Origin of the sequence: Serratia aquatilis (assembly GCF_044865145.1) — a bacterium.
Taxonomy (GTDB): Bacteria; Pseudomonadota; Gammaproteobacteria; order Enterobacterales; family Enterobacteriaceae; genus Chania; species Chania aquatilis.
In genome coordinates, this window is record NZ_CP173186.1 from 4,117,355 (window position 1) to 4,141,283 (window position 23,929).

A 23,929-nucleotide genomic window follows, 5' to 3' on the forward strand; every position below is an offset into this window, starting at 1 on the left:
TATAGGGATTGCAAAAAAGCACCTAGCTATTACCACCATGCTTCCCACATTGCCCCAACGTTTAAAGCATTCAGCCGGGTATCATCATTATTAAGGATGTTTTTGTTACGCTTATTATCTACCTCACCTGCGGTTACATAGAAACGCAACATCGGTCTGAAGCTTGGCCCCATACCAATGGAGATATTTTGCGAAAGAGTCGCTTTCCAACCTGAATTCCTGCCACCCTCTGAATAATCAACGATCTGATATCCTGTCTCAAACCATGTAGAATGAACGTCATTCCAAAAATACATAGGGCGAACAATAACCCCGTAATTAGTTCTATTATCTTTTTCATTACCATCAATATGGAAATCATGATAGGCCAGCAAATACTCGACAGAGGCTTTCTCAGAGAAATTAACACTCCCTTCTGCACTGGCAAAAATAGTCGTCAGGTCTTCTGTTTTCCAATAAACGCTATTATCAGCATGATTACTGTAACGCACTATCAGCCGGTTATAACCATGTTCCCAACCGCGCCCAAGCACCAACGCACTCTGCCAGGCATTCAACCTTTTATCTTTATCAACCGCTTTTGAATCAAAACCGTAGTTGCCATACAACTCAAGATCGGCAACCCCTAAATCGATGTTATACAGCTTCGATGTCAGTGCATAATGCCCGCTATCACCAACACCGCCGCCCCCGGTACAGGTAACACGTGAGGGATTGGGGTTATTATTATCGCTTACAAGACGTGGATCACACCATTCCACCGCACTGACTACCCCTAACTCCAGTTTGGTCGAGCCTAATTCAAGATTTTTGATACCAGCACCCTGACCATCATAATTCATCACCATGTAGTCATTAATGCCCTGCTGTAAGCGCTGATGGAAATCACGCCCCGCCCAAATATAAGCATTTGGCTGAGAATCGAGTACCTGTGTCACGCCTGCATAACTTTTCTTCAGATTGACCTCATCCCCCCAGTGATCAATCATCACGTTCACATCCCAGATAGCCCCCTGCTCGCTACGGAAAAATTTGGTAACCTGGAATTCCCCCCCGTTACCTTCATTACCTAAACGCCCTAGCGATGAAGCACCGTTAAAAGAACCATCAACACCAACATATTTCAAGTCATCCGCCTGATAATGAGCCCCATAGCGTGCATAGCCTGAGAACACCACTCTATTAGGATCTTCTTTATCTGATTTTTCTTTTGGTTGAGGCTGAACTTTAAGATCGGAAACTTCGCCATAAACCGGCTTCTCTTCTACAGCCTTTTTATCAGCCATTGCAGCTTCTAGCTTCTCTTGTCTTTCATTAAGGGCTTTCTCAACTGCAGCGGCAACTATTTTATTCAGTTCACTGCGAGAGACCATATCATCGCTCGCTGCGATGGCACCAAAGGAAAACAAGGCTGAAGCAGCCAACGGTAATACTTTCAAGGAGGCCATTAGATATCCTTTCTGTTTAGTTATTTCCGTTACCATTTAAAAACGGTACGGTGGGTAGTTGTGGGCAGTTATACCCTTCATACTTCAAGTTGCTTGGGTGTTGGCTGCGCTTACTCACCCCAGTCACATAGTTATCTATGCTCCTGGGGCCTCGTAAGCTTGCCGCCTACAAGCAACTCGAATTTTTTTGGTATAGCTCATTCCAGAACCTCATCCTGTATGCTGGTGCAATGCAAATATGCCCCTACAGATTTATCGTCCAGAAAGGCCATTGACTGACTTCAATGGCTTAAACTGAGTCTGTTACGGTCTGGTGGACCTTGAATGATTTTGGATATGACTAAAGCGGCGTTAATTATCCCGCTCGTGGATGTAAACCAACTTTACTCAAGCGAGTGACAAGCTCCATTTCCGTCTTACGGAAAGGAATACCATGCTCGTCAAAAACGTCATGGAACCAAAGATGGGCATAATCTTCACGCTTCTGTAACACCACCGGCCATGGCATAAAGGTTTGGGTTTTACCGCGTACTAACCCCCATTGATAAGGCACAACATTGCATGCATGCATGAGTGGGAGTTGTTCCTCAAAATTGCTACCTACATGGCGTGCCAGCCATTCAGTGCAGAAGATCGGGCGGCCAAACTGTTCCATATAGCGCAGCACCCGAACCATTTTGGATGTGGCAATGTAGGCATGGAAACTGACCACGTCCGATAGTTTGAGAGCAGCCTGATCAATCGGATGCTGAAAAATCTCTTCATCAGGTTGATCCTCGTCCTGCGGTAGGTGCCATGCACCAACGGTCAAAGGTTGTGTCGGGTTTTCCTCACGCGCCCAACCGAATGCTCGCGTCATCAGCTCCAACGCGAATTTTTCCAGCTTTTCGTGATACAGAACTTCTGTTATCCCGGTGGCGAAGGTGCCGCGGTTGCCCGGCTCGTTGTACAAGTCCCATACCACGATGCGTTTATCATCACGGAATGTCTTCACGATATCGCGGATATAACTTTCAATTTCTGGCCAGATACTCTGATCGCAAACCTTATCACGCCCAGGACTGGCCGCAGCCTGGCTATTATGCTTGCCTGGAATAGGAGCCTTTTGAGGGCCAAGATAAGGCTCATCACCTGAAAAACTGCAGTCATCCATCAGCGTCAGCATTACTCGGATGCCATGGTTTTCAGCAATCCCGAGGAAGGTATCAATACGCGTTAACAGCCCTACGCGATCATGTTGCCAGACGATAAAAGGCAGGTTGATGCGCAGGGTGTTGTAACCCACCTGTGCGGCCCAGCCCAGTTCTTCGTCAATAATAGGGGTATTGAATGTTTCAGCCTGCCAGATGTCGGTCCAGTTCACTGCTGAACGCGGCAGGTAGTTAAACCCGCACATCCATCCCTGCTGCCGATACCAGTCATTTGCCTGCTCTTTACTCCACTGTTGGTGCATAACTACTCCTGAGAACAATACCGTCATTAATAATATTAGCTAATTTTTATTAGTAATAGAGGAAGACAGCAACCCCAGGCTGAAGAAATTGTAAACACCATCACACTTCTGTTATTCACCAGTGGGTGAAATGTGACGGCATACTCACTGTGATATAGTGCTACCAGGCAGGCAGAAGATGATGAATGCACATGGAAAAGAAAAACAAAGTCACTATGAATGATATTGCACGCGAAGCGGGCGTATCTCAGGCTACGGTGTCGTTGATACTGAACAATGCGCAGAGCATCAAACTTAGTGATGAGACACGCTCACGGGTCATTAATACTGCGCAAATGCTAGGCTACAAAAAGATACCTTCACCAGAGAAAGTGGATGGGCAGGAAGAAATAGCTATTATTATCAATGCAATGCCCAGCTATGACCCTTTTGTTGACGCACTCGCTCAGGCTCGTGAAGCGGCTTGGCGCAATGATAGTCTGTTAACCATTTACGACTACGATGATGATATAGCGCTAGCGTTACGTATCATCAGGCAGCTTGAACAACGTAGCTGTGCCGGTATTATCCTCGCCTCTCCGATTACACGTTGCATCGATTTTTCGTTTTTCGACCGCTGCACCGCTCTGCCCCTGGTTCTCCTAAACGTCTATGACCGAGCCTATCCCCTCCAGTCAACATTTTTACCCGATGACTACGCCAATGCATTGCAGGTTACCCGCCACCTGATCAATCAGGGGGCAAGGCGTATCGCTCATATCATGGGGGATGACTGGATGGATGCGTCGCATCATCGTCTTTCCGGGTATAGAGCAGCTCTTGAACATGCGAATATCCCATTTGATGAAGCGCTAGTGGTAAAAACCAATTGGCGATTGGATGAAACACATCAGGCAACCAAAAAAGTCATGCAGCTTTCCTCTCGACCCGATGCAATTTTTTGCTCCAGTGACTGGATGACCTTGGGGTGTTATCAGGCCTTGGCAGAAATGGAAATAAAAGTGCCACAAGACATTCTGATAGCTGGGTATGACGATCAGCGGATTGCAGAACAACTGATGCCCAAGCTGACTAGCGTGCAGTTGCCTTACGCCGAATTGGGTCGCGCAGCAGTGGAATATCTCTGCCAAGGAGAGTACATCTCAACACACGTTAAGATGGCCGGGAAATTACAAATTCGCGGTTCAACACAGCGGTAATTTTATATTTACACAAACAACCAAGTTGTATAGCGAAAAACAGGTTAGGCTGTGTCACGCTAGGGCTGTTTACTGGTCATTCTGCACAGATAGTTACCCCGAAAGAACAGCGCCCGCTGAACCTTCGGGAACATCCACTTAACTACGTACCAGATCGTCGCCGTAACCGATCCATTTATAGGTGGTCAAGGCATCTAACCCCATTGGGCCACGGGCATGAAGCTTCTGGGTGCTGACCGCTACTTCCGCCCCCAAGCCAAACTGTCCACCGTCGGTAAAGCGAGTGCTGGCATTGACATACACGGCAGAAGAATCCACCGCGCGGACAAAATACTCGGCGTGACTTAGGGAGCGCGTCAGAATGGCATCCGAATGGCTGGTACCATGCTCACGAATATGTTCAATAGCCTGATCGATATCATCCACCAGCGTCACATTCAGATCCAGTGATAGCCACTCGTCGTTATAATCCTTCGCTTCAACCGCTACCACCGTTGCTGGCCCTTGCTGCAATAGCGGCATTGCGTTGTCGCTGGCGTGCAAGGTCACCCCTACCGCCGCCATACGCGCGCTCAATACCGGCAGGAAGCTGTTAGCGATGGTACGGTTGACCAACAGAGTCTCTACCGAGTTACAGGCGCTTGGGCGCTGGATCTTGGCATTTTCGATAACCGCCAGCGCTTTGTCGTAATCCGCGCAGTCATCCACGTAGATATGACACACGCCGATCCCGCCGGTGATCACAGGAATGGTCGATTGTTCGCGGCACAGCTTATGCAAACCGGCACCGCCACGTGGGATCAGCATATCGACATAGCGATCGAGACGTAATAGTTCATTCACCAGCGCCCGATCCGGGCTTTCAATTGCCTGTACCGCAGCCGCTGGCAAGCCACACTGTTCAAGCGCTTGCTGGATCACTTTTACCGTGGCCTGATTGGTGTGATGCGTCTCTTTGCCGCCACGCAAGATCACCGCATTACCGGTTTTCAGGCACAAGCTGGCGACGTCGATAGTAACGTTAGGGCGCGCTTCATAAATCACGCCGATCACGCCGAGCGGCACGCGACGGCGTTCCAGCTTAAGGCCGCTGTCAAGTAAATCACCGTCCAATACGCGGCCTACCGGATCGCTCAAGCGGCATACCTGGCGCACGTCGTTGGCTATCGCTGCCAAACGCGCGGGGGTCAGTAGCAGACGATCCAACAGAGCTTCACTCATCCCCGTCGCACGTGCCTGCGCCATATCCTGCTCATTCGCCAGCAGAATCGCTTCACTGTCGGCTTCCAGCTTGTCGGCCATCACTGCCAACACCTGGTTTTTTTTCGCGGTGCTCAGTACTGCCAATTGCCAAGAGGCACGCTTGGCCGCCTTTCCCATCTGCTCGAGCATGTTAACTCCTTAACTGACGATCATATCGTCACGGTGCACGGCTACCGGGCCGTATTCATAGCCCAGAATGTCACTGATTTCCTGCGAGTGGTACCCGGCAATCATGCGCATCGCGTCGCTGTTATAGCGGCTGACGCCATGGGCCAAGTCGCGCCCCGCCAGATTGCAGATGCGGATAACCTCGCCGCGGGAGAAATCACCTTTTACCTCGCGGATGCCCTTCGGTAAGAGTGAGCTGCCACGGGCCATCATGGCTTCTACCGCACCATCATCAATGGTGATTTCACCAGCAGGAGGCGCGCCAAAGATCCAGCGTTTGCGGTTCTCCAGTGGGGTTTCCTGTGCATGGAAGCGGGTACCCACCGGGTTACCTTCTATCACTTCAGCAATCACGCCCGGCTGGTTGCCCGCAGCAATAATCACGTCGATCCCTGCACGGCAGGCTACGTCCGCTGCCTGCAATTTGGTGCCCATGCCGCCAGTGCCAAGACCAGAAACGCTATCGCCCGCAATCGCACGCAATGCGTCGTCAATACTGTAAACTTCACGGATCAGCTCTGCCGAAGGATTACTTCGCGGATCGGCGGTGTACAACCCCTGTTGATCGGTCAACAATAACAGTTTATCCGCACCTGCCAGAATGGCCGCCAGCGCCGATAGATTGTCGTTATCACCCACCTTGATCTCTGCCGTAGCAACCGCGTCGTTCTCATTAATCACCGGTACTATACGGTTATCAAGCAGTGCGCTCATGGTGTCACGTGCATTGAGGAATCTTTCGCGATCCTCCATGTCAGCACGGGTCAGCAGCATCTGCCCAATATGGATGCCGTAGATGGAGAAAAGCTGCTCCCACAGTTGGATCAGACGGCTCTGCCCAACGGCTGCCAGCAACTGTTTGGAGGCGATGGTGGCGGGTAATTCTGGATAACCCAAATGCTCGCGCCCAGCGGCAATCGCCCCGGAAGTAACAATAACAATGCGGTGGCCCGCTGCATGTTGGCGCGCACATTGGCGAACCAGTTCAACAATATGGGCACGATTCAGACGCAGCGAACCGCCGGTCAACACGCTGGTGCCCAATTTCACAACCAATGTCTGGCTGCCTTTCATATAGGTCTCTTCCATTGGAATAAGAAATATACTCGTCATACTTCAAGTTGCCTGGGTGTTGGCTGCATCTAACTACTCGGCCCGTCCATGGGCCTCGCCCCTCCGGGGCCGCTGCAAGCAGCGTTCAAATCTGCTCCAGGCAGATTTGTCGCACCAGTCACATAGTGGGCTATGCTCCTGGCAGATTATAAGCCTCTTCCCTGAGGCTCACCCTTCGGGCCAACGCAAGCGCTGTTCAAATCTGTTCCAGACAGATTTGTCTCGGACTTGCCGCCTACATGCAACTCGAATTATTTAGAGTATAACTGCAAAGGACTTTGTAACAGGAGAGGCGCGTTATGCCAACAGGCACAACGCGATTTAAACGGAATTCTAAGGTGAAAATGATCTAGGCGGAGAGTTTTATTGGTTGATCATCGAAATCATCAGCGGGTTCCAATACCAATTCCATGGTCGCCAACAGTTCGCCCAAACGGCGATGGAAGTCACGCAACGTAGTTTCCAGCTTCTCTTTTACTTCTGCATCTTTGATCTTTTCCGGTTTCCACTGCCCTTCTTTATCGAAAAAGCCAAAACGGTAGGAATAAATAAAGCGAGGCCCGTCCGCTTGCAGTTCAAGCCACCATCCCCAGAATTCACGCTTTTCCGGCGACGGTTTTACATTGACGCAAACCGCTAAACAATCAAAGAAAAAACGGTCGTTCTCGCATTGTCCTTCGCGCAAATAAGGCCCCAGACTGGCAAAGCGCTTCATTAAACGGCTCTTCGGGTGGCCACTCGGTAACGTCATTTTCAACCTCCTCATTGTATACCCGTCGCCCTTCAAGCTGCAGGAGAGTTGGGTGCATTACTCATCCCTTTGCGAGCGCTGTAAGCAGCATTACCGCCTGCCTGTAACTGGAAGTAACTTGGGTATAATCCATTCTTTTTAACAAACTGCTAAAAATTAGCAACTGATTAGCGCATTTTATCTCTAAGCCAATCACAGATCTGCAACAGGGATTGGTGGAAACCCTGATAAACCGGTGTACGAGGAACAGAAATCAACTTGCCGTTCAATGAAGAAGAAACTATCAACTGCGACTCTTCTTTCGGACTGAGCGGGTCCCCTTCCCAGTATGCCGATAACATTGGGGTTGGGCAACGGCGGCCTAATAAACCCTGAGTTTTCAGCGAGTAGCGGTTTAACTCGGTTTTCAGTACGCTATCAGAGGCATTCGCCATACCCATGCGGCTGGCCAGCACATCCATATACATGTCTGGAACAGGCTGCCCCTGACGTTTGGTGTCACACAGCAAGCTGTGTACCAGGGGGGCTACGCAAGCAACACCTCGCAGGCGATTCGATTCCAGATAGGCTAACCGAACCGCAACGTTGGCACCAAAGCGGAAACCGAATACGCAAACTCGCGTATGGTCGATCCAGGCGATGGAAGGGAGTTGAGCCAAAACCTGTTGATGCAGGAAGCTGGAGTCTTGCGTCAGCTTCCACTTGGAAGAGGAACCAATAGAAGGCATATCTATGGTCAACATCGCAATGCCATGCGGCGCAAGATAATCCCTGAACAGGCGATGATAATCTGTTTGAAGCGTATCTAGGCTGCCACACATCAGCACCGTTGGGTAAGGCGCTTGCGCACCATCCGGCATGTGCAGGAACCCGGTAATTGAGCTGCCTCCTTCGATGGCAAACTCCAACTCTTTCAACTGATATGGCAACAAAAGCGCAGCTTCTTGATAAGCGCGGTTGGATAGCACTTCAGCCTGTTCGGCCAGTACATCCCCTTTCAGATGCGGGTAACCGGCAATGCTGTAGAGGTTGGCAGCGTTCAGCCAATACTGCCCGCCCACCAGAGGATCTTCCTGCTCCAACGCTCGCTGCTGCCACAACATTCCCTGGTGCACCCATTCGTAAATCCAGTTGCCATTACGGTAACCCACTACGGTATCCAACAGGTGCTCATCGCTGTGTTCAGCATTGGAAGCTGCAATACGCGCCAGTACCTCGCTAATCTCCAATGGGTCAATACCGCGCCATGTCCACAACAGATGGTTAAGCATGCGATACCAATTGCAGTCGGTGTCGCCTTCCAACGGAGAGTGCATGTCCGCGCCAACCGTATGATGCGCACGTGACACCAGCGTAGAAGTTTCAGCGTGTTTGAATGAGGGTTTAAACAGTACTTCAGAAAGGTTGGCTTGTGCCATGGTAACAACAGCCTCCAAGGATCTAGCAGAAAGGCCTGAAACAGCCTGGAAGTAGTGTACCTAACTCTGGGGCAAGAAACCAAAGTTACCCGGGGTATTTACAGAATATGACGATTGAGGCTAATTTGATTGATGCTTTTGCAGAGCCTGGCACCCCAAAAACACCAACGCCCGGTGATGCCGGGCGTTTTCAAAAGCTATAGGCTGAAGAACTTAGCGCCCGCCGATCGGTGGCACGAAGGTGACTGCCATATCCCACGGCTGCTCGATCCAGGTATCCTGCGGGATATCTACCACATAATCGTCAACCAGTGGGCGGCCAGCAGGTTTGGCAAAGATGGTAACGAAGTGGGCTTTCGGATACATCTCGCGGATCGCTTTTGCAGTGCCGCCGGTATCGACCAGATCATCAACCACGATAAAGCCTTCGCCGTCGCCTTCGGCACGTTTGATTACCTTCATTTCGCGCTGGTTGTCATGGTCGTAGCTGGAAATGCAGACGGTATCAACGTGACGGATCCCCAGTTCACGCGCCAGCAAAGAAGCAGGAACCAAACCGCCACGACTCACAGCAATAATGCCAGTCCATTTGTCGGCTGGCAGTAGGCGATGGGCCAGTTTGCGGGCTTGCATTTGCAACATATCCCAGGTAACAACGTATTTCTCGCTCATAGAATGGTATCCCTGCCAGCAGTGAAGTGGCTTACTCAGTAATCAAGGGGGAAAAAAGGTTGCGCGAGATTATAGAGACAGTACGCATCGAATACCAGTTTAACTGAGGGATTCATCAGTATTTCGTCTGTGAAACATTGAGTGTTCCATCCCGATTAAATGGGTTACCGCACCTAAAAGCGCGGTCTGGCGCAGGCGCGTAGCGGGCTATGTATATAAATTATCCATGAGTATGGTTGACGGTCAATTGAAGGACACAGCCCGGAATAAAATGATATTCTCTGGAAACCGTATCAAATACACCTAACCGCACAGCACTTGCGCACCGCTGAACGTGCTGTTACAGGAGACTTATAGTGTCTGAGTTGTCTCAACTTTCACCACAGCCCCTATGGGATATCTTTGCCAAAATCTGCTCTATTCCACATCCTTCTTACCATGAAGAAGCGCTGGCTAAGCATATCCTCGATTGGGCTAAAGAGAAGAATTTACATGCCGAGCGCGACCAGGTGGGTAACATCCTGCTGCGTAAGCCCGCAACCAAAGGGATGGAAAACCGCAAACCGGTTGCCCTGCAGGCCCATCTGGATATGGTCCCACAGAAAAACAACGACACCGTTCACGACTTCGCCAAAGATCCCATCCGGCCTTATATTGATGGCGAATGGGTAAAAGCCCATGGTACCACTCTCGGTGCCGATAACGGCATAGGTATGGCTTCTGCACTGGCAGTATTGGCCGATGACAGCGTTGAGCACGGCCCGTTGGAAGTGTTGCTGACCATGACCGAAGAAGCTGGAATGGATGGCGCTTTTGGCCTGCAGCCAAACTGGTTGCAAGCCGATATTCTGATCAACACCGATTCCGAAGAGGAAGGTGAAATCTACATGGGCTGCGCTGGCGGTATTGATTTTATCTCCACCCTGCCCCTTCAACGTGAAGCGGTTCCTGCTGGTTATCAAACGCTGAAACTGACCCTCAAAGGCCTGAAAGGTGGCCACTCCGGTGCCAATATCCACCATGGTCTTGGCAACGCCAACAAATTACTGGCACGTTTCCTATTCGCCCATACCCAGGAATTGGAACTGCGTTTGCTGGATCTGAACGGCGGTACGCTGCGTAATGCAATACCGCGCGAAGCTTCTGCTGTGGTTGCCGTCCCGGCTGCCAAAGCAGATGCGCTCAAAGCCCTGAGCCAACAGTTCCTGACTATCTTGAAAAACGAACTGGTTGCAAAAGAGAAAAACGTTACCGTTTTGCTGGAACCTATCGAAAGCACCGCGCAGGCGCTAACCGCTGATTGCCAGAACCGTTTTATCGCGCTGCTGAACGGCACGCCAAACGGGGTGATCCGCATGAGCGATGCGGTACAAGGCGTGGTTGAAACCTCACTGAACGTTGGCGTAGTCACGACCAATGAAAATGAAGCCGAGATTATCTGCTTGATCCGTTCACTGATCGACAGCGGCAAAGACTATGTAGTCAGCATGTTGAGCGCGCTGGGACAGTTGGCTCAGGCGGAAGTTGTTGCTAAAGGCAGCTACCCAGGCTGGCAGCCGGATGCCCATTCGCCAGTGATGCAGTTGGTACGCGAAACCTACCAGAAGCTATTTAACAAGACGCCAAACATCATGGTGATCCATGCAGGTCTGGAATGTGGTCTGTTCAAGAAACCTTACCCGAATATGGATATGGTCTCAATTGGGCCAACCATCACCGGGCCGCACTCACCGGATGAACAAGTACATATCGCCAGCGTGGGGCAATACTGGACGCTGTTGACAGAATTACTGAAAGCCATTCCTGAACGCAGTTAAACCTGTGGGCCCGGCAAATCCGAGCCCATCAGACTGCTGACAAACCCCGTTATTAGGGAGAGCGTGCCGATGGGGTCGTAACGGCGTAAGCCGTCGGAGCGCCCCTCTGTGCGCTAGGCCCGGGTATCTCGGGTCAGAAGGCGACTTTGTCATCAGCCTCGTGGGCCCGGCAAATCCGGGCCCATTTTCTTTTTAAGACTAGAGAACAGAGTAAAAACTGTGGGCTATCAAGCTCTCTGAAAGCGCGAAGAGCAAACAGACCGCGCAGTAACCTTGGCGTTATCGCCAGGCCAAATGAAAGAATAAATGCCTGTGCGCTATGCCCCTAACCGCATTAACAATCAATGCGATAAGATGTCCGGCCAGGTTAATAATACGTAGTACATTTAGTTATGCTTTAAACGAGCGGTGAGGCAAAAACCTGGACTATCTTCGGTAAGGTAACCTAAGTTACGCCCTGTCGGATTGGTACAATACAGTGAGTGTACCAAGATTTAGCATGTCGTTTTCTCATATAGAACGTGAAGACCGACATGAGCGATATATTGAAAGCTGCTTTTATTTTTGTTGCACCAAATGTAATCCCAGAAACTCACTATGCCTGGGTAGTAACAGAAAAAGTCCACGTGAAGATGATTGCGGTAAGGGATTATCAGCAAGCCAAAGAATTACTCAATTCACTTTATGACGAAGGCATTCAAGCTATCGAGCTTTGTGCCGGGTTTGGCCATCTCGGTGTCGCGCAAGTAGCCGAGGGCGCAGCAGGAAGGATGAGCGTCGGAGTCGTCCGTTTTGACCATCACCCCGGTTTGGGCAACATAAGCGGAGATAAACTGTTTATGCCATGCAGTGACAATGCAAAATAATTTATTAATGCAACGATATAGCCAGCCACACCAAAGCCTATCCCGCTGGGTGGCACACTATTGGGGTTGGCAAATACCGGCAGGCAGGGGATTACCAGACCTCTTTCCAGGTACTGGCGGAGAGGTTCTTTTCAACCTGGGAGCCCCCCTGATGTTCTCTGCTTTCCCTTTGTCTACTGATGGTGAACAGACAACTTATCGTTTCATGGTACCAACAGGGGAAGCTGTACTACTTCGTCCACGAAAAGCCAGGCTAAAGATTAGCGCGACCGGTGAGATTGATATCCTGTCAATCCGACTCCGCTCAGCGACGAGCTTCCCATTATTTGGTTTCGCATTAGATGAATTAAGTGACATGCCTATCCCACTGGCGGATTTGGGTTTGTTCTTTCCAGCCGTTGAGCTACTCGGTTTGCCTTATGAAACACGAACCTCGCTGTTAGAACAGTGGCTATTGGCACTCTGTATGCGTTGCCATACTACGGATTCAGCGATGATCTGGGCTATTGATCGGCTTTATTATGGTGAAGATCTCTGGTTCATCCGGCAGCAGTTGGGAATGAATGAGCGCACAATGCAGAGACGGATCCGTCAGTTTACAGGGGTAGATGCCCGCTATTTCTGCCGCACAGCACGATTCCAGCGAGCATTACGACAATTGCTTACCGAAAGCCCCATCTACTGCAATACAAACAATGATGATTACTTTGATCAATCCCATTTTATTAAGACATGCCGGCTATATACAGGCCTCACTCCCTCTAGGCTATTAACCGCACAATTCCGGGAACTGAATTATTACCTTCCTGCTAGGCTGTGTCCCTTAATTGCCCGTGGTGCCATCGCAGACCCAAAAGCCCGTTATCAAGGCGGAGGGTGAAGGGCAGAGTGGCCCTCTGTTCAAGCCCGACTTTACTTCGAACGGGCTTTTGGCGCGCGACCCTTCGGGCTGGGGCCATTTGCGCGCATTGCGGCGTTGTTCGCCGCTTATTTGGTCCACCAAACCTCGCGGCTCTCGCCTTGCCCTGTGCGCAAATGACCGCAAGCGGCGCTCGCGTGCAATTAAGGGACACAGCCTAATATTTTGACAGTGAATGTATGCAGCCATAGTCAGGCATCACCGAAAAAAACGGCCACTTCAAGCACCAAGCGCACATCAACTCCGATGGGTTCCAAAACGGCAAAAATTTCAGATTAACTATGGGCTAAAACAAGTTATTCGGAGCGCAATAACGATTTTTTACCATGTCAGTACCAACTGCCGCTCAAGTTGGGGATCCAGCAGCGTGACATGCAGACCAACCAAACGTACACCGCGGCTATTTCTCCTTTCATGCCACGCCTGACGGGCGACGTTGAGCAAATCCTCTTTATTCAGCACTGGCCAAACATGTTCCTGGGTGGTTTGTTGAAAATCCTGAAACTTGAGCTTGACCCCCTGGCGGGCAATGCAGAGATCGGGTTTAACCTTGCGTAACCGCATCTCCAATTCTGGATAGAGCTGATCGACAATCAGCTTTTCACACTCTTCCCAATGGTGAATATCTTCCGCTAACGTTCGCTCCACCCCTACCGATTTCCGCAGACGATCGGGAGAAATCTCACGCTCATCGATCCCTTGGCAGCGTTCCCACAGCACCCGGCCAAATTTACCAAAATGTTTTAGTAACGCCGCCAAATCATAGCGTTGTACATCTGCGCAGGTGACTAACCCCAGTTCCTCCAAGCGTTTGGCGGTGACCTTGCCCACACCTGGAATTTTGCTCAATGGGAGTTGTTGCAGAAATGCCGGAACCTGAGCGGGAGTAATCACAAACTGACCGTTAGGTTTATTCAATTCGGAAGCGATCTTGGCCAGGAATTTGATTGGTGCAATACCTGCCGAAGCGGTGAGACTCAGTTCGTCGGATATTGCCTGACGGATCTCTTGAGCGATCAACGTAGCGGAACCATTACATTGGCTGCTGTTGCTGACATCCAGATAGGCCTCGTCCAACGAAAGGGGTTCAATCAGGGGGGTATAACGGGCAAAAATTTCACGAATATGCTGCGAAGCTTCCTTATAGGCCGCCATCCTACCGGGCAATAATTTAAGCTGGGGGCACAGTTTGAACGCCATAGCGGTAGACATTGCGCTATGCACTCCATAACGGCGCGCAGGATAGTTGGCTGTACTGATCACACCACGCCGCTCGGCGCTGCCACCAATAGCTAATGGAATATCGCGCAGGCTGGGATCATCGCGCATCTCAACCGCAGCGAAGAAGCAGTCCATATCAACGTGAATGATTTTACGCATCGCCCCTCCTAACAGCACTGTATAAGTATACAGCTAATTATGGAAAGCTCAATAGTGCGTACATCATCAGCACACTGTTTTACAGTGCAGAGATACAGCCTAGATAGCTGAAAGGCCCTATCAGCAGGGCCTTTCAGTCTCAGAGAATGCGGTGCTTATTCAGTTGTTCACGCCGCAGTGCTTCTTTTGCCATACGCTTCTTGCGCGCATCACAGGGTTCAGGGCAGTCGCAAACCTTCTCCATTCCCAAGGCGGTAATTCCACCACAACTCCCCTGCAGGGTTTTGCGCCGAAACACATAGCCTAGCGACATGCCGCCCACCACCAGCATAAACAACACAAATGATGCAACAAATACCGTCAGCATAAACGCCCCACTAACTTTTCCCCAAGTAGGGTTTGAACGCATCGGAATAGCGTTCTTCAAACCCGTTTGCGGTTTTCACAATCATAAACACCGGAATATTCAACAGATTGGCTAACGCCATCCCCCGTTCCGGCCCCATGACATTCAAGCCAGTAGAAAGGCCGTCTGCCGTCATACACGATGGGCTGATTACCGTGATCGAAACCAGATTATGGGTAATCGGTCTACCGGTTAACGGGTCGATAGTATGAGAATAGCGCACCCCGTTATCTTCGAAGTAATTTCGGTAATCACCGGAAGTCGCCATTGCCATTTCACCCGGTTCAATCACCAACTGAGCATTACGTTCACTATCCGCTGTGGGCCGTTCGATAGCAATGCGCCAAGGTTTCTTTTCACCGTTATGACCGCGGGTTCGTACTTCCCCACCAATATCTACCATATAGTTTTTGATGTGCTGTGATTGCAGGTAGTGTGCAATCACATCAACACCGTAGCCTTTGGCGATCGAAGAGAGATCGACATACAGTTCTGGGATGCGTTTTACCAACGCATTATCCTCTACCGATAGCTTGTCGATCCCTGTCCACAGGCGGCGCTGCGCCAACTCTTCAGCACTAGGCGCTTTAACCGGGCGCTCTTCCGGACCAAAACCCCAGAGGTTAACCAGCGGCCCAACGGTTACATCCAGGGCACCATCGGTAACGTGGTTAATACGCTTGGCTTCGCGTACCACTTGCGCAACTGCGCCAGAAACCGGAAAAGGCTTGTTCACTTCGCGGCTGCTGTTAAAACGGCTCAGCTCAGAATCAGGCCGATACGTCGACATCTGAGCGTTAACCAGTTCCAAACGTTTATCTATCTCTGCCCGCAGCGCTTCCACTGAGGGCGTTCCATCTTCAGGGATAAAACGGATTGAGTAGTACGTCCCCATGGTCTTACCATCGAGATCCTTCTGCTTTGGCCCACAACCACTCAGCAAAAATGCGGCACAAAACAGCACCACCGTAATCCAAACTTTCATCCTATTACCACCACCTATTGCACACCATTAACCACCAAAATCATCGAGCATGATGTTGTCGTCTTCAACACCCAAATCTTTCAGCATTTTGATCACCGCTGCGTTCATCATCGGCGGCCCACACATATAAAATTCGCAGTCCTCCGGAGCAGGATGATTTTTGAGATAATTCTCCAGCAGAACATTGTGAATGAAGCCGGTATACCCAGTCCAGTTATCCTCTGGCTGCGGGTCAGAAAGCGCCACATGCCAGGTGAAGTTCTCATTCTCTTCCTGCAGACGATTGAAGTCATCTTCATAGAACATCTCACGCAGAGAGCGAGCACCATACCAGAAAGTGATTTTGCGCTTGGATTTCAGGCGCTTCAACTGATCAAAAATATGCGAGCGCATCGGTGCCATACCCGCGCCACCGCCGATAAAGATCATTTCGGCGTCCGTCTCTTTGGCAAAGAATTCGCCAAACGGCCCGGAGATCGTCACCTTATCCCCAGCCTTAAGCGACCAGATGTAAGAGGACATAATCCCCGGCGGCGCTTCAGGGTTGTTCGGCGGAGGCGTGGCAATACGCACGTTGAGCATGATGATGCCTTTTTCGTCGGGATAGTTGGCCATCGAATAGGCACGCACTGTGGTCTCTTTCACCACCGAACGAAAACGGAACAGATTAAACTTGTCCCAATCACCACGATATTCCTGCGGTACGTCAAAGTCCGCATAATCCACTGCGTGCTCTGGAGCTTCTATCTGAATAAATCCCCCAGCACGGAATGGCACATCTTCGCCATCAGGAATTTTCAGCTTGAGTTCTTTGATAAAGGTTGCTTTGTTATCGTTAGAAATAACCTCGCAGTCCCATTTTTTTACGCCGAAAATCTCTTCTGGCAGTTCGATTTTCAGATTCTGCTTCACGTTGACCTGGCATGCCAGACGGCAGCCCTCTTTGGCCTCACGTTTGCTGATGTGGGAAAGTTCAGTCGGCAAAATATCGCCGCCCCCCTCTTTGATTACCACCCGGCATTGGCCGCAGGAGCCGCCGCCGCCACAGGCCGAGGAGACAAATATCCCCTGACCAGAGAGCATATTGAGCAATTTATCGCCAGCCGGGGCGGTAAAACTTTTATCTTGATCGCCATTAACTTCTACGGCGATGTCGCCGGTATTCACCAATTTGGACTTGGCAAACAGGATCAGCAACGCCAGCACCATAACGATGCAGGTAAACATGACAACGCCTAAAATAATTTCCATAAATGCTTCCTGCCTTTACAACTGAACGCCGGAGAATGACATGAAACCCAATGCCATCAATCCGGTGGTAATAAAGGTAATGCCCAGGCCACGTAAGCCAGCTGGCACATCGGCATACTTCAGCTTTTCCCGGATCCCCGCCAGGGCCACAATTGCCAGCATCCATCCGGTGCCGGAACCAAAGCCATACACCACAGATTCCACAAAGTTGTAATCGCGCTGGACCATGAACGACACACCACCAAAGATGGCGCAGTTCACGGTAATCAGCGGCAGGAAAATACCCAGGGCGTTATACAAAGCTGGGAAGAAGCGATCAAGGATCATTTCCAGGATCTGCACCAGGGCGGCAATCACACCAATAAAGGTAATGAAGTTGAGGAAGCTGAGATCTACGCCTTCCATCAGCGCACCGTCGCGCAAGATCAGGTTGTAGACCAGGTTATTCACTGGTACAGAAATGCCAAGCACCAAGGTAACGGCAATACCCAAGCCAAACGCGGTGGAAACCTTCTTCGAAACCGCCAGGAAAGTACACATCCCGAGGAAGAAAGCCAATGCCATGTTCTCAACGAACACCGCACGAACAAACAGGCTGATATAATGTGCCATCGGCGGTTACTCCTTTTCTATCTGCGCTGGCTTCAGGGCACGTAACCCCCAAATCAGCAGGCCGATGATAAAGAATGCACTCGGTGCCAGCAGGAACAGGCCGTTAGGCTGATACCAGCCACCGTTTTGCACCGTTTCCAACACCGTAATGCCAAACAGTTTGCCCGAACCAATCAGCTCTCGCAGGAACCCCACCAGGATCAGGATCACGCCGTAGCCCAATCCGTTGCCAATACCATCCATAAAGCTTTCAATCGGTGGCGATTTCATAGCGTAAGCTTCCGCCCGCCCCATGACGATACAGTTGGTAATAATCAGCCCAACGAAAACCGAAAGCTGCTTCGAGATCTCAAACGCGTAGGCGCGCAATAGTTGATCGACCACGATCACCAACGAGGCGATGATGGTCATCTGCACGATAATACGCACACTGTTCGGAATATGATGACGGATCAACGAAATAAAGAAGCTGGAAAATGCGGTAACCAGAGTCACCGCAATGGTCATCACCACCGCTGTTTCCAACTTGGTGGTCACCGCCAGCGCAGAACAGACGCCAAGCACTTGCAGAGCAATCGGGTTATTGTCTAGCAGCGGCCCAAGCAAGACCCGCCTAATCTCTTTGGAATCAGCCATTCTTCAGCGCTCCTTCACGGACTCTTTGCAGGAATGGGCCAAAGCCGTGCTCACCCAACCAGAAATTGAAAATATTCTGTACACCGTTAGCAGTCAGCGTCGCACCCGACAAACCATCAACACCATGCACATCCCCTGGCCGCGCGCCGCCTTTTACGATGCGAATGGCCGGATTGCCGTTTTCATCGAATAGCTGCTTACCAACCCACTGCGCACGCCAATTAGGGTTCTGTATTTCACCGCCCAGCCCCGGGGTTTCACCATGCGCGTAAAAACTTAAACCTCTCACGGTATTCCCATCGGCATCCAGTGCCACAAAGGCATACATCACCGACCACAGTCCGGTGCCATAAACCGGTAACACAATCTTGTTTACCGCCCCGCTTTCGTTACGCACCAGATAGATTTCTGCATAATTACTGCGGCGGCGGATACCAGCGAGATCCTGATCGGCTGGCAGCGCCCTACTCTTGGCATCGCTACGCAAAGCTGCGGCCAGATCAAAGGTCGTGTTATGACCTGCCACAAACTCACCACTATTCAGGTCCAGTAAACGCGGTTCAATACTCTTGGTGAAAGTGGCTTTCACTTGCTCCCCGGTCATGCCACGCTCCAGCAGACCGGCAACGTCAAGAATATTACGTTGTCTATCAATTAGTTGTTGCTCTTGCTGTCTGGCTTTGAGGCCCACAGCAGAACCCGCCACCACCACCGAACACACCAGACACAGCAGCAGCACAACCCATAGTGTTTTAGCTATGCTGTCATTCTTTGATTCATTCGCCACGTGCTTTTCTCCGCTTGATGTTAGCCTGCACCACCAGATAATCGAACAGCGGTGCGAACAGGTTGGCGAACAGGATCGCCAGCATCATGCCTTCTGGATAGGCCGGATTGACCACCCGGATCAGCACGCACATCACGCCAATCAGCATGCCGTACCACCATTTCCCTTTATTGGTAAATGAGGCGGAAACCGGGTCTGTGGCCATGAAGATCATGCCGAAAGCAAATCCCCCCAGCACTAGATGCCAGTACCACGGCATGGCAAACAGTGGGTTGGTTGTAGAACCGATAGCATTGAACAGACAAGCGGTGGCGATCATGCCAATCATCACGCCAGCCACGATGCGCCAAGAGGCAACGCGGCCAAACAGAATAATTGCCCCGCCAATCAGGATCATCAGTGTAGAAACCTCACCAATAGAGCCCGGAATGTTGCCGATAAATGCATCCATCCAACTGATGGATTGACCGGTTGCCTGATTGACCAGATTACTGATCCCCCCGGTACTCCACTGCGCCAATGGAGTTGCCCCGGAGTAACCATCAGCCGAGGTCCATACCAGATCGCCAGAAATCTGTGCCGGATAGGCAAAGAACAGGAAAGCCCGCCCCGCCAACGCAGGGTTAAGGAAGTTGCGCCCGGTACCACCAAAGATCTCTTTGGCTACCACAACACCAAAGGTGATACCCAATGCGGCCTGCCATAAAGGCAAGGTCGGTGGCAGAATCAACGCAAACAGGATGGAAGTAACAAAGAAACCTTCGTTGATTTCATGCTTGCGGATCATCGCAAACAGCACTTCCCAAAAACCCCCAACCAGGAAGGCTACTGCATACAGCGGTACAAAATAGGTCGCCCCCAACACCATTTTGCTGATCCAGCCGGCATCGGTGTTGAGTGATGCTCCCAGCCAGTCCGCCAGCCAGTAATGCCAGTCACCCGCCAATACTGTCTGCAATTGCTCACCACTATAAAGGTGATGCAGTGCCGGGATCGCCTGATTACCGACGTTGTACATGCCCCAGAACATCGCCGGGAACACCGCCAGCCAGACCAGGATCATCATGCGTTTGAGATCGATGGCATCACGAACGTGAGATGCGCCGTGCGTTACCGTTCCAGGCGTATAGAACACGGTGGCAGTCGCTTCAAACAGCGGGTACCACTTTTCCAGTTTTCCGCCTGGCGTGAAGTGATGCTCAATCTTGTCAAAAAAATTCTTCAGGCCCATCGGTTATCCTTCCAGCTCAATCTTGGTCAGTACTTCGCGTAACACCGGGCCATACTCATACTTGCCAGGGCAAACGAAGGTACACAACGCCAGATCCTCTTCATCCAGCTCCAGACAGCCTAACGCCTGAGCACTATCGGTATCACCGGCTAGTAAATCACGCAACAGGTGGGTCGGCAGGATATCCAGCGGCATCACCCGTTCATAATTACCGATAGGGACCATCGAACGTTCCCCGCCATTGGTGGTGGTCGAGAAAGCAAACAGCTTGTTCTTCAGGAAATGCCCCAGCGTAGTGCGAGTTATCGAGAATTTATCCGGTGCCGGGGTGATCCAGCCGAACAGTTCTTTCTCGCGCCCTTCCAGCAGCACTGAAACCTGGGTATGGAAACGACCAAGCCAAGCGTTAGTGCCTATAGCATGGTTACCACTCAGTACTGACCCGGAAATCACGCGATTTTCGCCCGCTTTAAGACGGCCTGCCGTCAGTTCATCCAGACTGGCCCCCAAGCAGGTTCGTAACAGAACCGGCTGTTCCACCTGCGGCCCAGCCAATGCAACTACCCGGCGGGTCTCAAGCCGTCCAGTGGTAAACAGCGTACCAATGGCGATCACATCCTGATAACCAATATGCCAAACGGTTTTTTTCAGGCTGACCGGTTCAAGGAAATGAATATGTGTGCCTACCAGACCGGCAGGGTGAGGGCCTGCAAACTCGCTATAACTGACCTGAGCTGCATGAACGTTCTCAAGACGCGTGCCTGCTGCATGGCAGACGTGTACTTTGCCTTCGGTGAGCCGCGCCAGTACCGTTAGCCCTGCGTTAAATGCTGCTTGTTGCTCCGCGATAATCACTAACGGATCGGCAGACAACGGTTGGGTATCGATGGCGCTGACGAAAATTGCGCGTGGCGAAGTGCCCGGGCGCGGTGTTTTACTGAACGGGCGGGTACGCAACGCGGTCCAAAGACCGCTGGCAAGCAGATCGCTTTCCACCTGCTCACGCTCCAGCATTGGCAAGTCCGCCTGCTGATAATAAGCCAGCTCCACCTGCTCATCGCCGCCGTTATCGATCTCAATGACCACAGATTGCAGCACGCGACGTTCGCCGCGATTGATCGCCACAACCAGCCCGCTTGCAGGTGCGGTGAAGAAAACCCCAGGGTTCTTCTTATCTTCAAACAGTGCCTGGCCTTTTTTAACGCGATCGCCTTCCTGTACTAACATTGAAGGCCGCATACCAATGTAATCCTGACCAAGCAGTGCCACTTTCGTGATAATCGGGCCGTTCTGAATCACCTGAGAAGGTTCACCAGCGATTGGCAGATCTAACCCTTTTCTGATTCTAATCATAGGATTTATAAGATTTTTTAAATTTCGCCTGTCTTACCAGCCCCAGAGGCAGGTTCGGACAACGCAGGATGATGAAGTTGCCTTGGCAACGTCCGGATGAACACGACGATATCATGCCCAACATGAAATTTTCACACCGTTCTTTTCAAGGTGTTTGCGCTCACGGTCATAATGCAAAGTGTTAAAATATTGCTATAAATATATAGAGGCGGGATTGATGAATTTTCATGCAGTCTCGACCCGGTTATTTACTGTATTTATGACGGAATAGCACAGAGAAGATATTACCATTTTCGACAATTTTTTTTCGCGCTATCTAGTGACCTGAGTCAAGCAAATACAATAAAATCGCCGCCATTACTCGGTACTCATCGTTAAAATCTGTCAGTTAATTCACTTTTATCGATGAGTGTACTTTTTTTATACAATTTACGTATTGCTAAAAAATAACACACTGGTAATCTGGCGGAGTTTAATGCGGCAAGCAGTAGACCACAGTACCTTTCAAGACATAACGTCGTTGGCTGCACGCGCTTATTCCCGTCGCTTACAGTAGTCTTCTGTGACTGGAAAATCATGAGTTGGTCACCAGGCTGCAACTTGAAATGCCTTGGGTAAAGATAAATTTAATCAGGAATAATAATGCGTAAAATCGCGCTGTTTTTTGCGATGCTATTTTGTATACCGATGATCACAGCTTGTAGCGCCAGCGAACAAGCTCCAGAAGCACCGGTGGTTACACAGCAATTACTGGGCTCGCCCGTCTATATTCAGATATTCAAAGAAGAACGCAAGCTAGAACTGTACGCCAAAATGGGTAACGAGTTCCGTCTGGTGAATAGCTTCCCGATCTGTAATTTCTCCGGTGGCCTTGGTCCAAAACGCCGTGAGGGCGACTTTAAAAGCCCCGAAGGTTTTTACAGCGTTGATGTACGCCAACTGAAACCCAACAGCAAATATTATCGGGCCATCAATATCGGTTTTCCGAATGACTATGATAAAGCACAGGGGTATTCTGGCGCTTATCTGATGATCCACGGTGAGTGCAAATCTGTGGGTTGTTACGCGATGACCAACGACTATATGGACGAGATTTATCGTTATGTGGAAGCAGCATTTGCCTATGGTCAAGCACAGGTGAATATCAGCATATATCCGTTCCGCATGACCGAGCAGAATCTACAACGCCATCGTAATTCCAGCCATATCAGCTTCTGGCGTCAGCTAAAACCAGGTTACGACTACTTTGCTAAAAACCGTCAGCCACCAGCGGTAACGGTTTCTAACGGTCAATATGTGCTGACCAGGCCAGTTACGGGCAGCGGCCAACCCACGCAGTATGCGTCAACGGTTGACACTAATCCGTCAACCAGTAACAAGGCTCTCACCATAGTAAAATAAGGCAAATTCACCTGGTGCTATTTTGTGCCAGGTTTCATTGCCCGTTAACGGTTGCGTTACAATAACCGTAACCACATCATCCGGCGCGGTCTGCTGCTGAAAATCAATCTCCACATCCTGATCGAGCAAGGTGGCTTTGCCAAACGGCGCACGACGGGTGATCCAATAAAGATTGGTTGAGCAATAGGCCATAACAAAACGCCCATCCGACAACAACATGTTAAAGACCCCTTTCTGCCTGAGTTGATCGGCCAGTTTCGCAATATAGCGAAAAACAGCAGGCCAATTACTGGGGGTACGGGGGTACTTCAGCGTCAGTTGATGCAGCAACCAGCAGAAAGCATATTCACTGTCGGTCTGCCCCACCGGGCGAAAGTTGCCCGTCTCCAATTGACGATACCCTTTCAACTGGCCATTGTGCGCGTAAGTCCAGTTACGGCCCCAGAGTTCACGGGTAAACGGATGGGTATTTTCCAGCGCTACTTCGCCGCGATTGGCCTGGCGTATATGGGAAACCACGGCGCGGGACTTGATCGGGTATTCCTGCACCAGGCGTGCGATGGGTGAATTGTAACTCGGCTGTGGATCCTTGAACGTGCGGCAACCGTTCCCTTCGTAGAAGGTAATCCCCCAGCCATCTTTATGTGGCCCCGTAAGGCCACCGCGCTGCACCAGTCCGGTAAAACTAAAACAGATATCGGTGGGTACGTTCGCGCTCATCCCGAGCAGTTCACACATCGCCAGTTACTCCTTCACACCACTGACAGTTGTATACTCTTCATACTTCAAGTTGCTTGGGT

General features: G+C 50.7%; 22 protein-coding genes. 5 read left to right on the forward strand and 17 right to left on the reverse strand.

Annotated elements, in window-relative coordinates; genetic code table 11:
- Positions 1–29: 29 nt before the first annotated feature.
- Both SAQUA_RS18575 and SAQUA_RS18580 read right to left on the reverse strand, forming a co-directional pair.
- Entirely contained in the window at positions 30–1,448 is a 1,419-nt protein-coding gene (locus SAQUA_RS18575) for a carbohydrate porin (RefSeq protein ID WP_380678979.1), read from the reverse strand.
- Positions 1,449–1,803: 355 nt separating this feature from the next.
- Positions 1,804–2,901 carry a cellulase family glycosylhydrolase gene (locus SAQUA_RS18580; protein ID WP_380678982.1) on the reverse strand — a complete coding sequence of 366 codons (1,098 nt, stop codon included), beginning with the start codon at positions 2,899–2,901 and terminating at the stop codon, positions 1,804–1,806.
- A 191-nt stretch (positions 2,902–3,092) separates the two neighbouring features.
- Between SAQUA_RS18580 and SAQUA_RS18585 the strand changes: the two genes are divergently transcribed.
- On the forward strand, positions 3,093–4,100 hold the full coding sequence (locus SAQUA_RS18585) for a LacI family DNA-binding transcriptional regulator (RefSeq protein ID WP_380678985.1): 1,008 nt from the start codon (positions 3,093–3,095) through the stop codon (positions 4,098–4,100).
- Between the two features lie 138 nt (positions 4,101–4,238).
- Here SAQUA_RS18585 and proA read toward each other — a convergent pair whose 3' ends face one another.
- The 5 genes from proA to gpt all read right to left on the reverse strand — a co-directional run bounded on the left by proA (position 4,239) and on the right by gpt (position 9,485).
- Positions 4,239–5,492, reverse strand: coding sequence for a glutamate-5-semialdehyde dehydrogenase (gene proA / locus SAQUA_RS18590; protein WP_380678988.1), 1,254 nt, complete (start codon positions 5,490–5,492; stop codon positions 4,239–4,241).
- A gap of 9 nt (positions 5,493–5,501) precedes the next feature.
- Positions 5,502–6,605 carry a glutamate 5-kinase gene (proB, locus tag SAQUA_RS18595; RefSeq protein ID WP_380679121.1) on the reverse strand — a complete coding sequence of 368 codons (1,104 nt, stop codon included), beginning with the start codon at positions 6,603–6,605 and terminating at the stop codon, positions 5,502–5,504.
- 388 nt (positions 6,606–6,993) lie between these two features.
- The gene (gene crl, locus SAQUA_RS18600; protein WP_380678991.1) at positions 6,994–7,395 is read right to left on the reverse strand and encodes a sigma factor-binding protein Crl; all 402 of its coding nucleotides are present in this window, start codon (positions 7,393–7,395) and stop codon (positions 6,994–6,996) included.
- Between the two features lie 167 nt (positions 7,396–7,562).
- The gene (gene frsA, locus SAQUA_RS18605; RefSeq protein WP_380678994.1) at positions 7,563–8,813 is read right to left on the reverse strand and encodes an esterase FrsA; all 1,251 of its coding nucleotides are present in this window, start codon (positions 8,811–8,813) and stop codon (positions 7,563–7,565) included.
- A gap of 213 nt (positions 8,814–9,026) precedes the next feature.
- Complete coding sequence (gpt, locus tag SAQUA_RS18610) at positions 9,027–9,485, reverse strand: xanthine phosphoribosyltransferase (RefSeq protein WP_380678997.1); 459 nt, start codon at positions 9,483–9,485, stop codon at positions 9,027–9,029.
- Between the two features lie 356 nt (positions 9,486–9,841).
- On the opposite strand from gpt, the gene pepD reads away from it, so the two are divergent.
- The 3 genes from pepD (at position 9,842) to SAQUA_RS18625 (ending at position 13,048) form a co-directional block, all read left to right on the forward strand.
- Positions 9,842–11,302: a beta-Ala-His dipeptidase gene (gene pepD, locus SAQUA_RS18615; RefSeq protein ID WP_380679000.1), complete on the forward strand. Its 1,461-nt coding sequence runs from the start codon at positions 9,842–9,844 to the stop codon at positions 11,300–11,302.
- Between the two features lie 533 nt (positions 11,303–11,835).
- Entirely contained in the window at positions 11,836–12,168 is a 333-nt protein-coding gene (locus SAQUA_RS18620) for a DUF6506 family protein (protein WP_380679003.1), read from the forward strand.
- On the forward strand, positions 12,158–13,048 hold the full coding sequence (locus SAQUA_RS18625; protein ID WP_380679006.1) for a helix-turn-helix domain-containing protein: 891 nt from the start codon (positions 12,158–12,160) through the stop codon (positions 13,046–13,048). Before SAQUA_RS18620 ends, SAQUA_RS18625 begins: the two co-directional genes overlap by 11 nt.
- A 360-nt stretch (positions 13,049–13,408) precedes the next feature.
- Here the strand turns inward: SAQUA_RS18625 and dinB are convergent, their stop codons facing one another.
- The 9 genes from dinB to SAQUA_RS18670 form a co-directional block, all read right to left on the reverse strand.
- Positions 13,409–14,467: a DNA polymerase IV gene (gene dinB / locus SAQUA_RS18630; protein WP_380679010.1), complete on the reverse strand. Its 1,059-nt coding sequence runs from the start codon at positions 14,465–14,467 to the stop codon at positions 13,409–13,411.
- A gap of 139 nt (positions 14,468–14,606) precedes the next feature.
- A complete protein-coding gene (nqrM, locus tag SAQUA_RS18635) occupies positions 14,607–14,834 on the reverse strand; it encodes a (Na+)-NQR maturation NqrM (protein ID WP_380679013.1) in 228 nt (75 codons plus the stop codon).
- 10 nt (positions 14,835–14,844) lie between these two features.
- Positions 14,845–15,858: an FAD:protein FMN transferase gene (locus SAQUA_RS18640; protein WP_380679016.1), complete on the reverse strand. Its 1,014-nt coding sequence runs from the start codon at positions 15,856–15,858 to the stop codon at positions 14,845–14,847.
- 27 nt (positions 15,859–15,885) lie between these two features.
- Positions 15,886–17,109 (reverse strand): NADH:ubiquinone reductase (Na(+)-transporting) subunit F, encoded by a 1,224-nt coding sequence (gene nqrF, locus SAQUA_RS18645; RefSeq protein WP_380679019.1) that lies wholly within the window; start codon positions 17,107–17,109, stop codon positions 15,886–15,888.
- 15 nt (positions 17,110–17,124) lie between these two features.
- Positions 17,125–17,721: an NADH:ubiquinone reductase (Na(+)-transporting) subunit E gene (nqrE, locus tag SAQUA_RS18650; RefSeq protein WP_380679022.1), complete on the reverse strand. Its 597-nt coding sequence runs from the start codon at positions 17,719–17,721 to the stop codon at positions 17,125–17,127.
- Between the two features lie 6 nt (positions 17,722–17,727).
- The gene (locus tag SAQUA_RS18655; protein ID WP_380679025.1) at positions 17,728–18,357 is read right to left on the reverse strand and encodes an NADH:ubiquinone reductase (Na(+)-transporting) subunit D; all 630 of its coding nucleotides are present in this window, start codon (positions 18,355–18,357) and stop codon (positions 17,728–17,730) included.
- Positions 18,350–19,144 (reverse strand): Na(+)-translocating NADH-quinone reductase subunit C, encoded by a 795-nt coding sequence (locus SAQUA_RS18660; protein WP_380679028.1) that lies wholly within the window; start codon positions 19,142–19,144, stop codon positions 18,350–18,352. Before SAQUA_RS18660 ends, SAQUA_RS18655 begins: the two co-directional genes overlap by 8 nt.
- On the reverse strand, positions 19,134–20,375 hold the full coding sequence (locus SAQUA_RS18665; RefSeq protein WP_380679031.1) for an NADH:ubiquinone reductase (Na(+)-transporting) subunit B: 1,242 nt from the start codon (positions 20,373–20,375) through the stop codon (positions 19,134–19,136). The genes SAQUA_RS18660 and SAQUA_RS18665 overlap by 11 nt, the downstream gene beginning before the upstream one ends.
- A gap of 3 nt (positions 20,376–20,378) precedes the next feature.
- Positions 20,379–21,728, reverse strand: coding sequence for a Na(+)-translocating NADH-quinone reductase subunit A (locus SAQUA_RS18670; RefSeq protein ID WP_380679034.1), 1,350 nt, complete (start codon positions 21,726–21,728; stop codon positions 20,379–20,381).
- 642 nt (positions 21,729–22,370) lie between these two features.
- Here SAQUA_RS18670 and dpaA point away from each other — a divergent pair.
- A complete protein-coding gene (gene dpaA, locus SAQUA_RS18675) occupies positions 22,371–23,129 on the forward strand; it encodes a peptidoglycan meso-diaminopimelic acid protein amidase (RefSeq protein ID WP_380679037.1) in 759 nt (252 codons plus the stop codon).
- Here dpaA and SAQUA_RS18680 read toward each other — a convergent pair.
- The gene (locus SAQUA_RS18680; RefSeq protein WP_380679040.1) at positions 23,094–23,867 is read right to left on the reverse strand and encodes a class II glutamine amidotransferase; all 774 of its coding nucleotides are present in this window, start codon (positions 23,865–23,867) and stop codon (positions 23,094–23,096) included. The two genes, dpaA and SAQUA_RS18680, sit on opposite strands and share 36 nt — an antisense overlap.
- Positions 23,868–23,929: the final 62 nt, after the last annotated feature.

What these genes read in the sequence shown, in the direction of transcription:
- SAQUA_RS18575 (WP_380678979.1), bottom strand. Translation starts at nt 1,448, where the DNA reads ATGGCCTCCTTGAAAGTATTACCGTTGGCTGCTTCAGCCTTGTTTTCC.
- SAQUA_RS18580 (WP_380678982.1), bottom strand. Translation starts at nt 2,901, where the DNA reads ATGCACCAACAGTGGAGTAAAGAGCAGGCAAATGACTGGTATCGGCAG.
- SAQUA_RS18585 (WP_380678985.1), top strand. Translation starts at nt 3,093, where the DNA reads ATGGAAAAGAAAAACAAAGTCACTATGAATGATATTGCACGCGAAGCG.
- proA (WP_380678988.1), bottom strand. Translation starts at nt 5,492, where the DNA reads ATGCTCGAGCAGATGGGAAAGGCGGCCAAGCGTGCCTCTTGGCAATTG.
- proB (WP_380679121.1), bottom strand. Translation starts at nt 6,605, where the DNA reads ATGAAAGGCAGCCAGACATTGGTTGTGAAATTGGGCACCAGCGTGTTG.
- crl (WP_380678991.1), bottom strand. Translation starts at nt 7,395, where the DNA reads ATGACGTTACCGAGTGGCCACCCGAAGAGCCGTTTAATGAAGCGCTTT.
- frsA (WP_380678994.1), bottom strand. Translation starts at nt 8,813, where the DNA reads ATGGCACAAGCCAACCTTTCTGAAGTACTGTTTAAACCCTCATTCAAA.
- gpt (WP_380678997.1), bottom strand. Translation starts at nt 9,485, where the DNA reads ATGAGCGAGAAATACGTTGTTACCTGGGATATGTTGCAAATGCAAGCC.
- SAQUA_RS18620 (WP_380679003.1), top strand. Translation starts at nt 11,836, where the DNA reads ATGAGCGATATATTGAAAGCTGCTTTTATTTTTGTTGCACCAAATGTA.
- SAQUA_RS18625 (WP_380679006.1), top strand. Translation starts at nt 12,158, where the DNA reads ATGCAAAATAATTTATTAATGCAACGATATAGCCAGCCACACCAAAGC.
- dinB (WP_380679010.1), bottom strand. Translation starts at nt 14,467, where the DNA reads ATGCGTAAAATCATTCACGTTGATATGGACTGCTTCTTCGCTGCGGTT.
- nqrM (WP_380679013.1), bottom strand. Translation starts at nt 14,834, where the DNA reads ATGCTGACGGTATTTGTTGCATCATTTGTGTTGTTTATGCTGGTGGTG.
- SAQUA_RS18640 (WP_380679016.1), bottom strand. Translation starts at nt 15,858, where the DNA reads ATGAAAGTTTGGATTACGGTGGTGCTGTTTTGTGCCGCATTTTTGCTG.
- nqrF (WP_380679019.1), bottom strand. Translation starts at nt 17,109, where the DNA reads ATGGAAATTATTTTAGGCGTTGTCATGTTTACCTGCATCGTTATGGTG.
- nqrE (WP_380679022.1), bottom strand. Translation starts at nt 17,721, where the DNA reads ATGGCACATTATATCAGCCTGTTTGTTCGTGCGGTGTTCGTTGAGAAC.
- SAQUA_RS18655 (WP_380679025.1), bottom strand. Translation starts at nt 18,357, where the DNA reads ATGGCTGATTCCAAAGAGATTAGGCGGGTCTTGCTTGGGCCGCTGCTA.
- SAQUA_RS18665 (WP_380679031.1), bottom strand. Translation starts at nt 20,375, where the DNA reads ATGGGCCTGAAGAATTTTTTTGACAAGATTGAGCATCACTTCACGCCA.
- SAQUA_RS18670 (WP_380679034.1), bottom strand. Translation starts at nt 21,728, where the DNA reads ATGATTAGAATCAGAAAAGGGTTAGATCTGCCAATCGCTGGTGAACCT.
- dpaA (WP_380679037.1), top strand. Translation starts at nt 22,371, where the DNA reads ATGCGTAAAATCGCGCTGTTTTTTGCGATGCTATTTTGTATACCGATG.
- SAQUA_RS18680 (WP_380679040.1), bottom strand. Translation starts at nt 23,867, where the DNA reads ATGTGTGAACTGCTCGGGATGAGCGCGAACGTACCCACCGATATCTGT.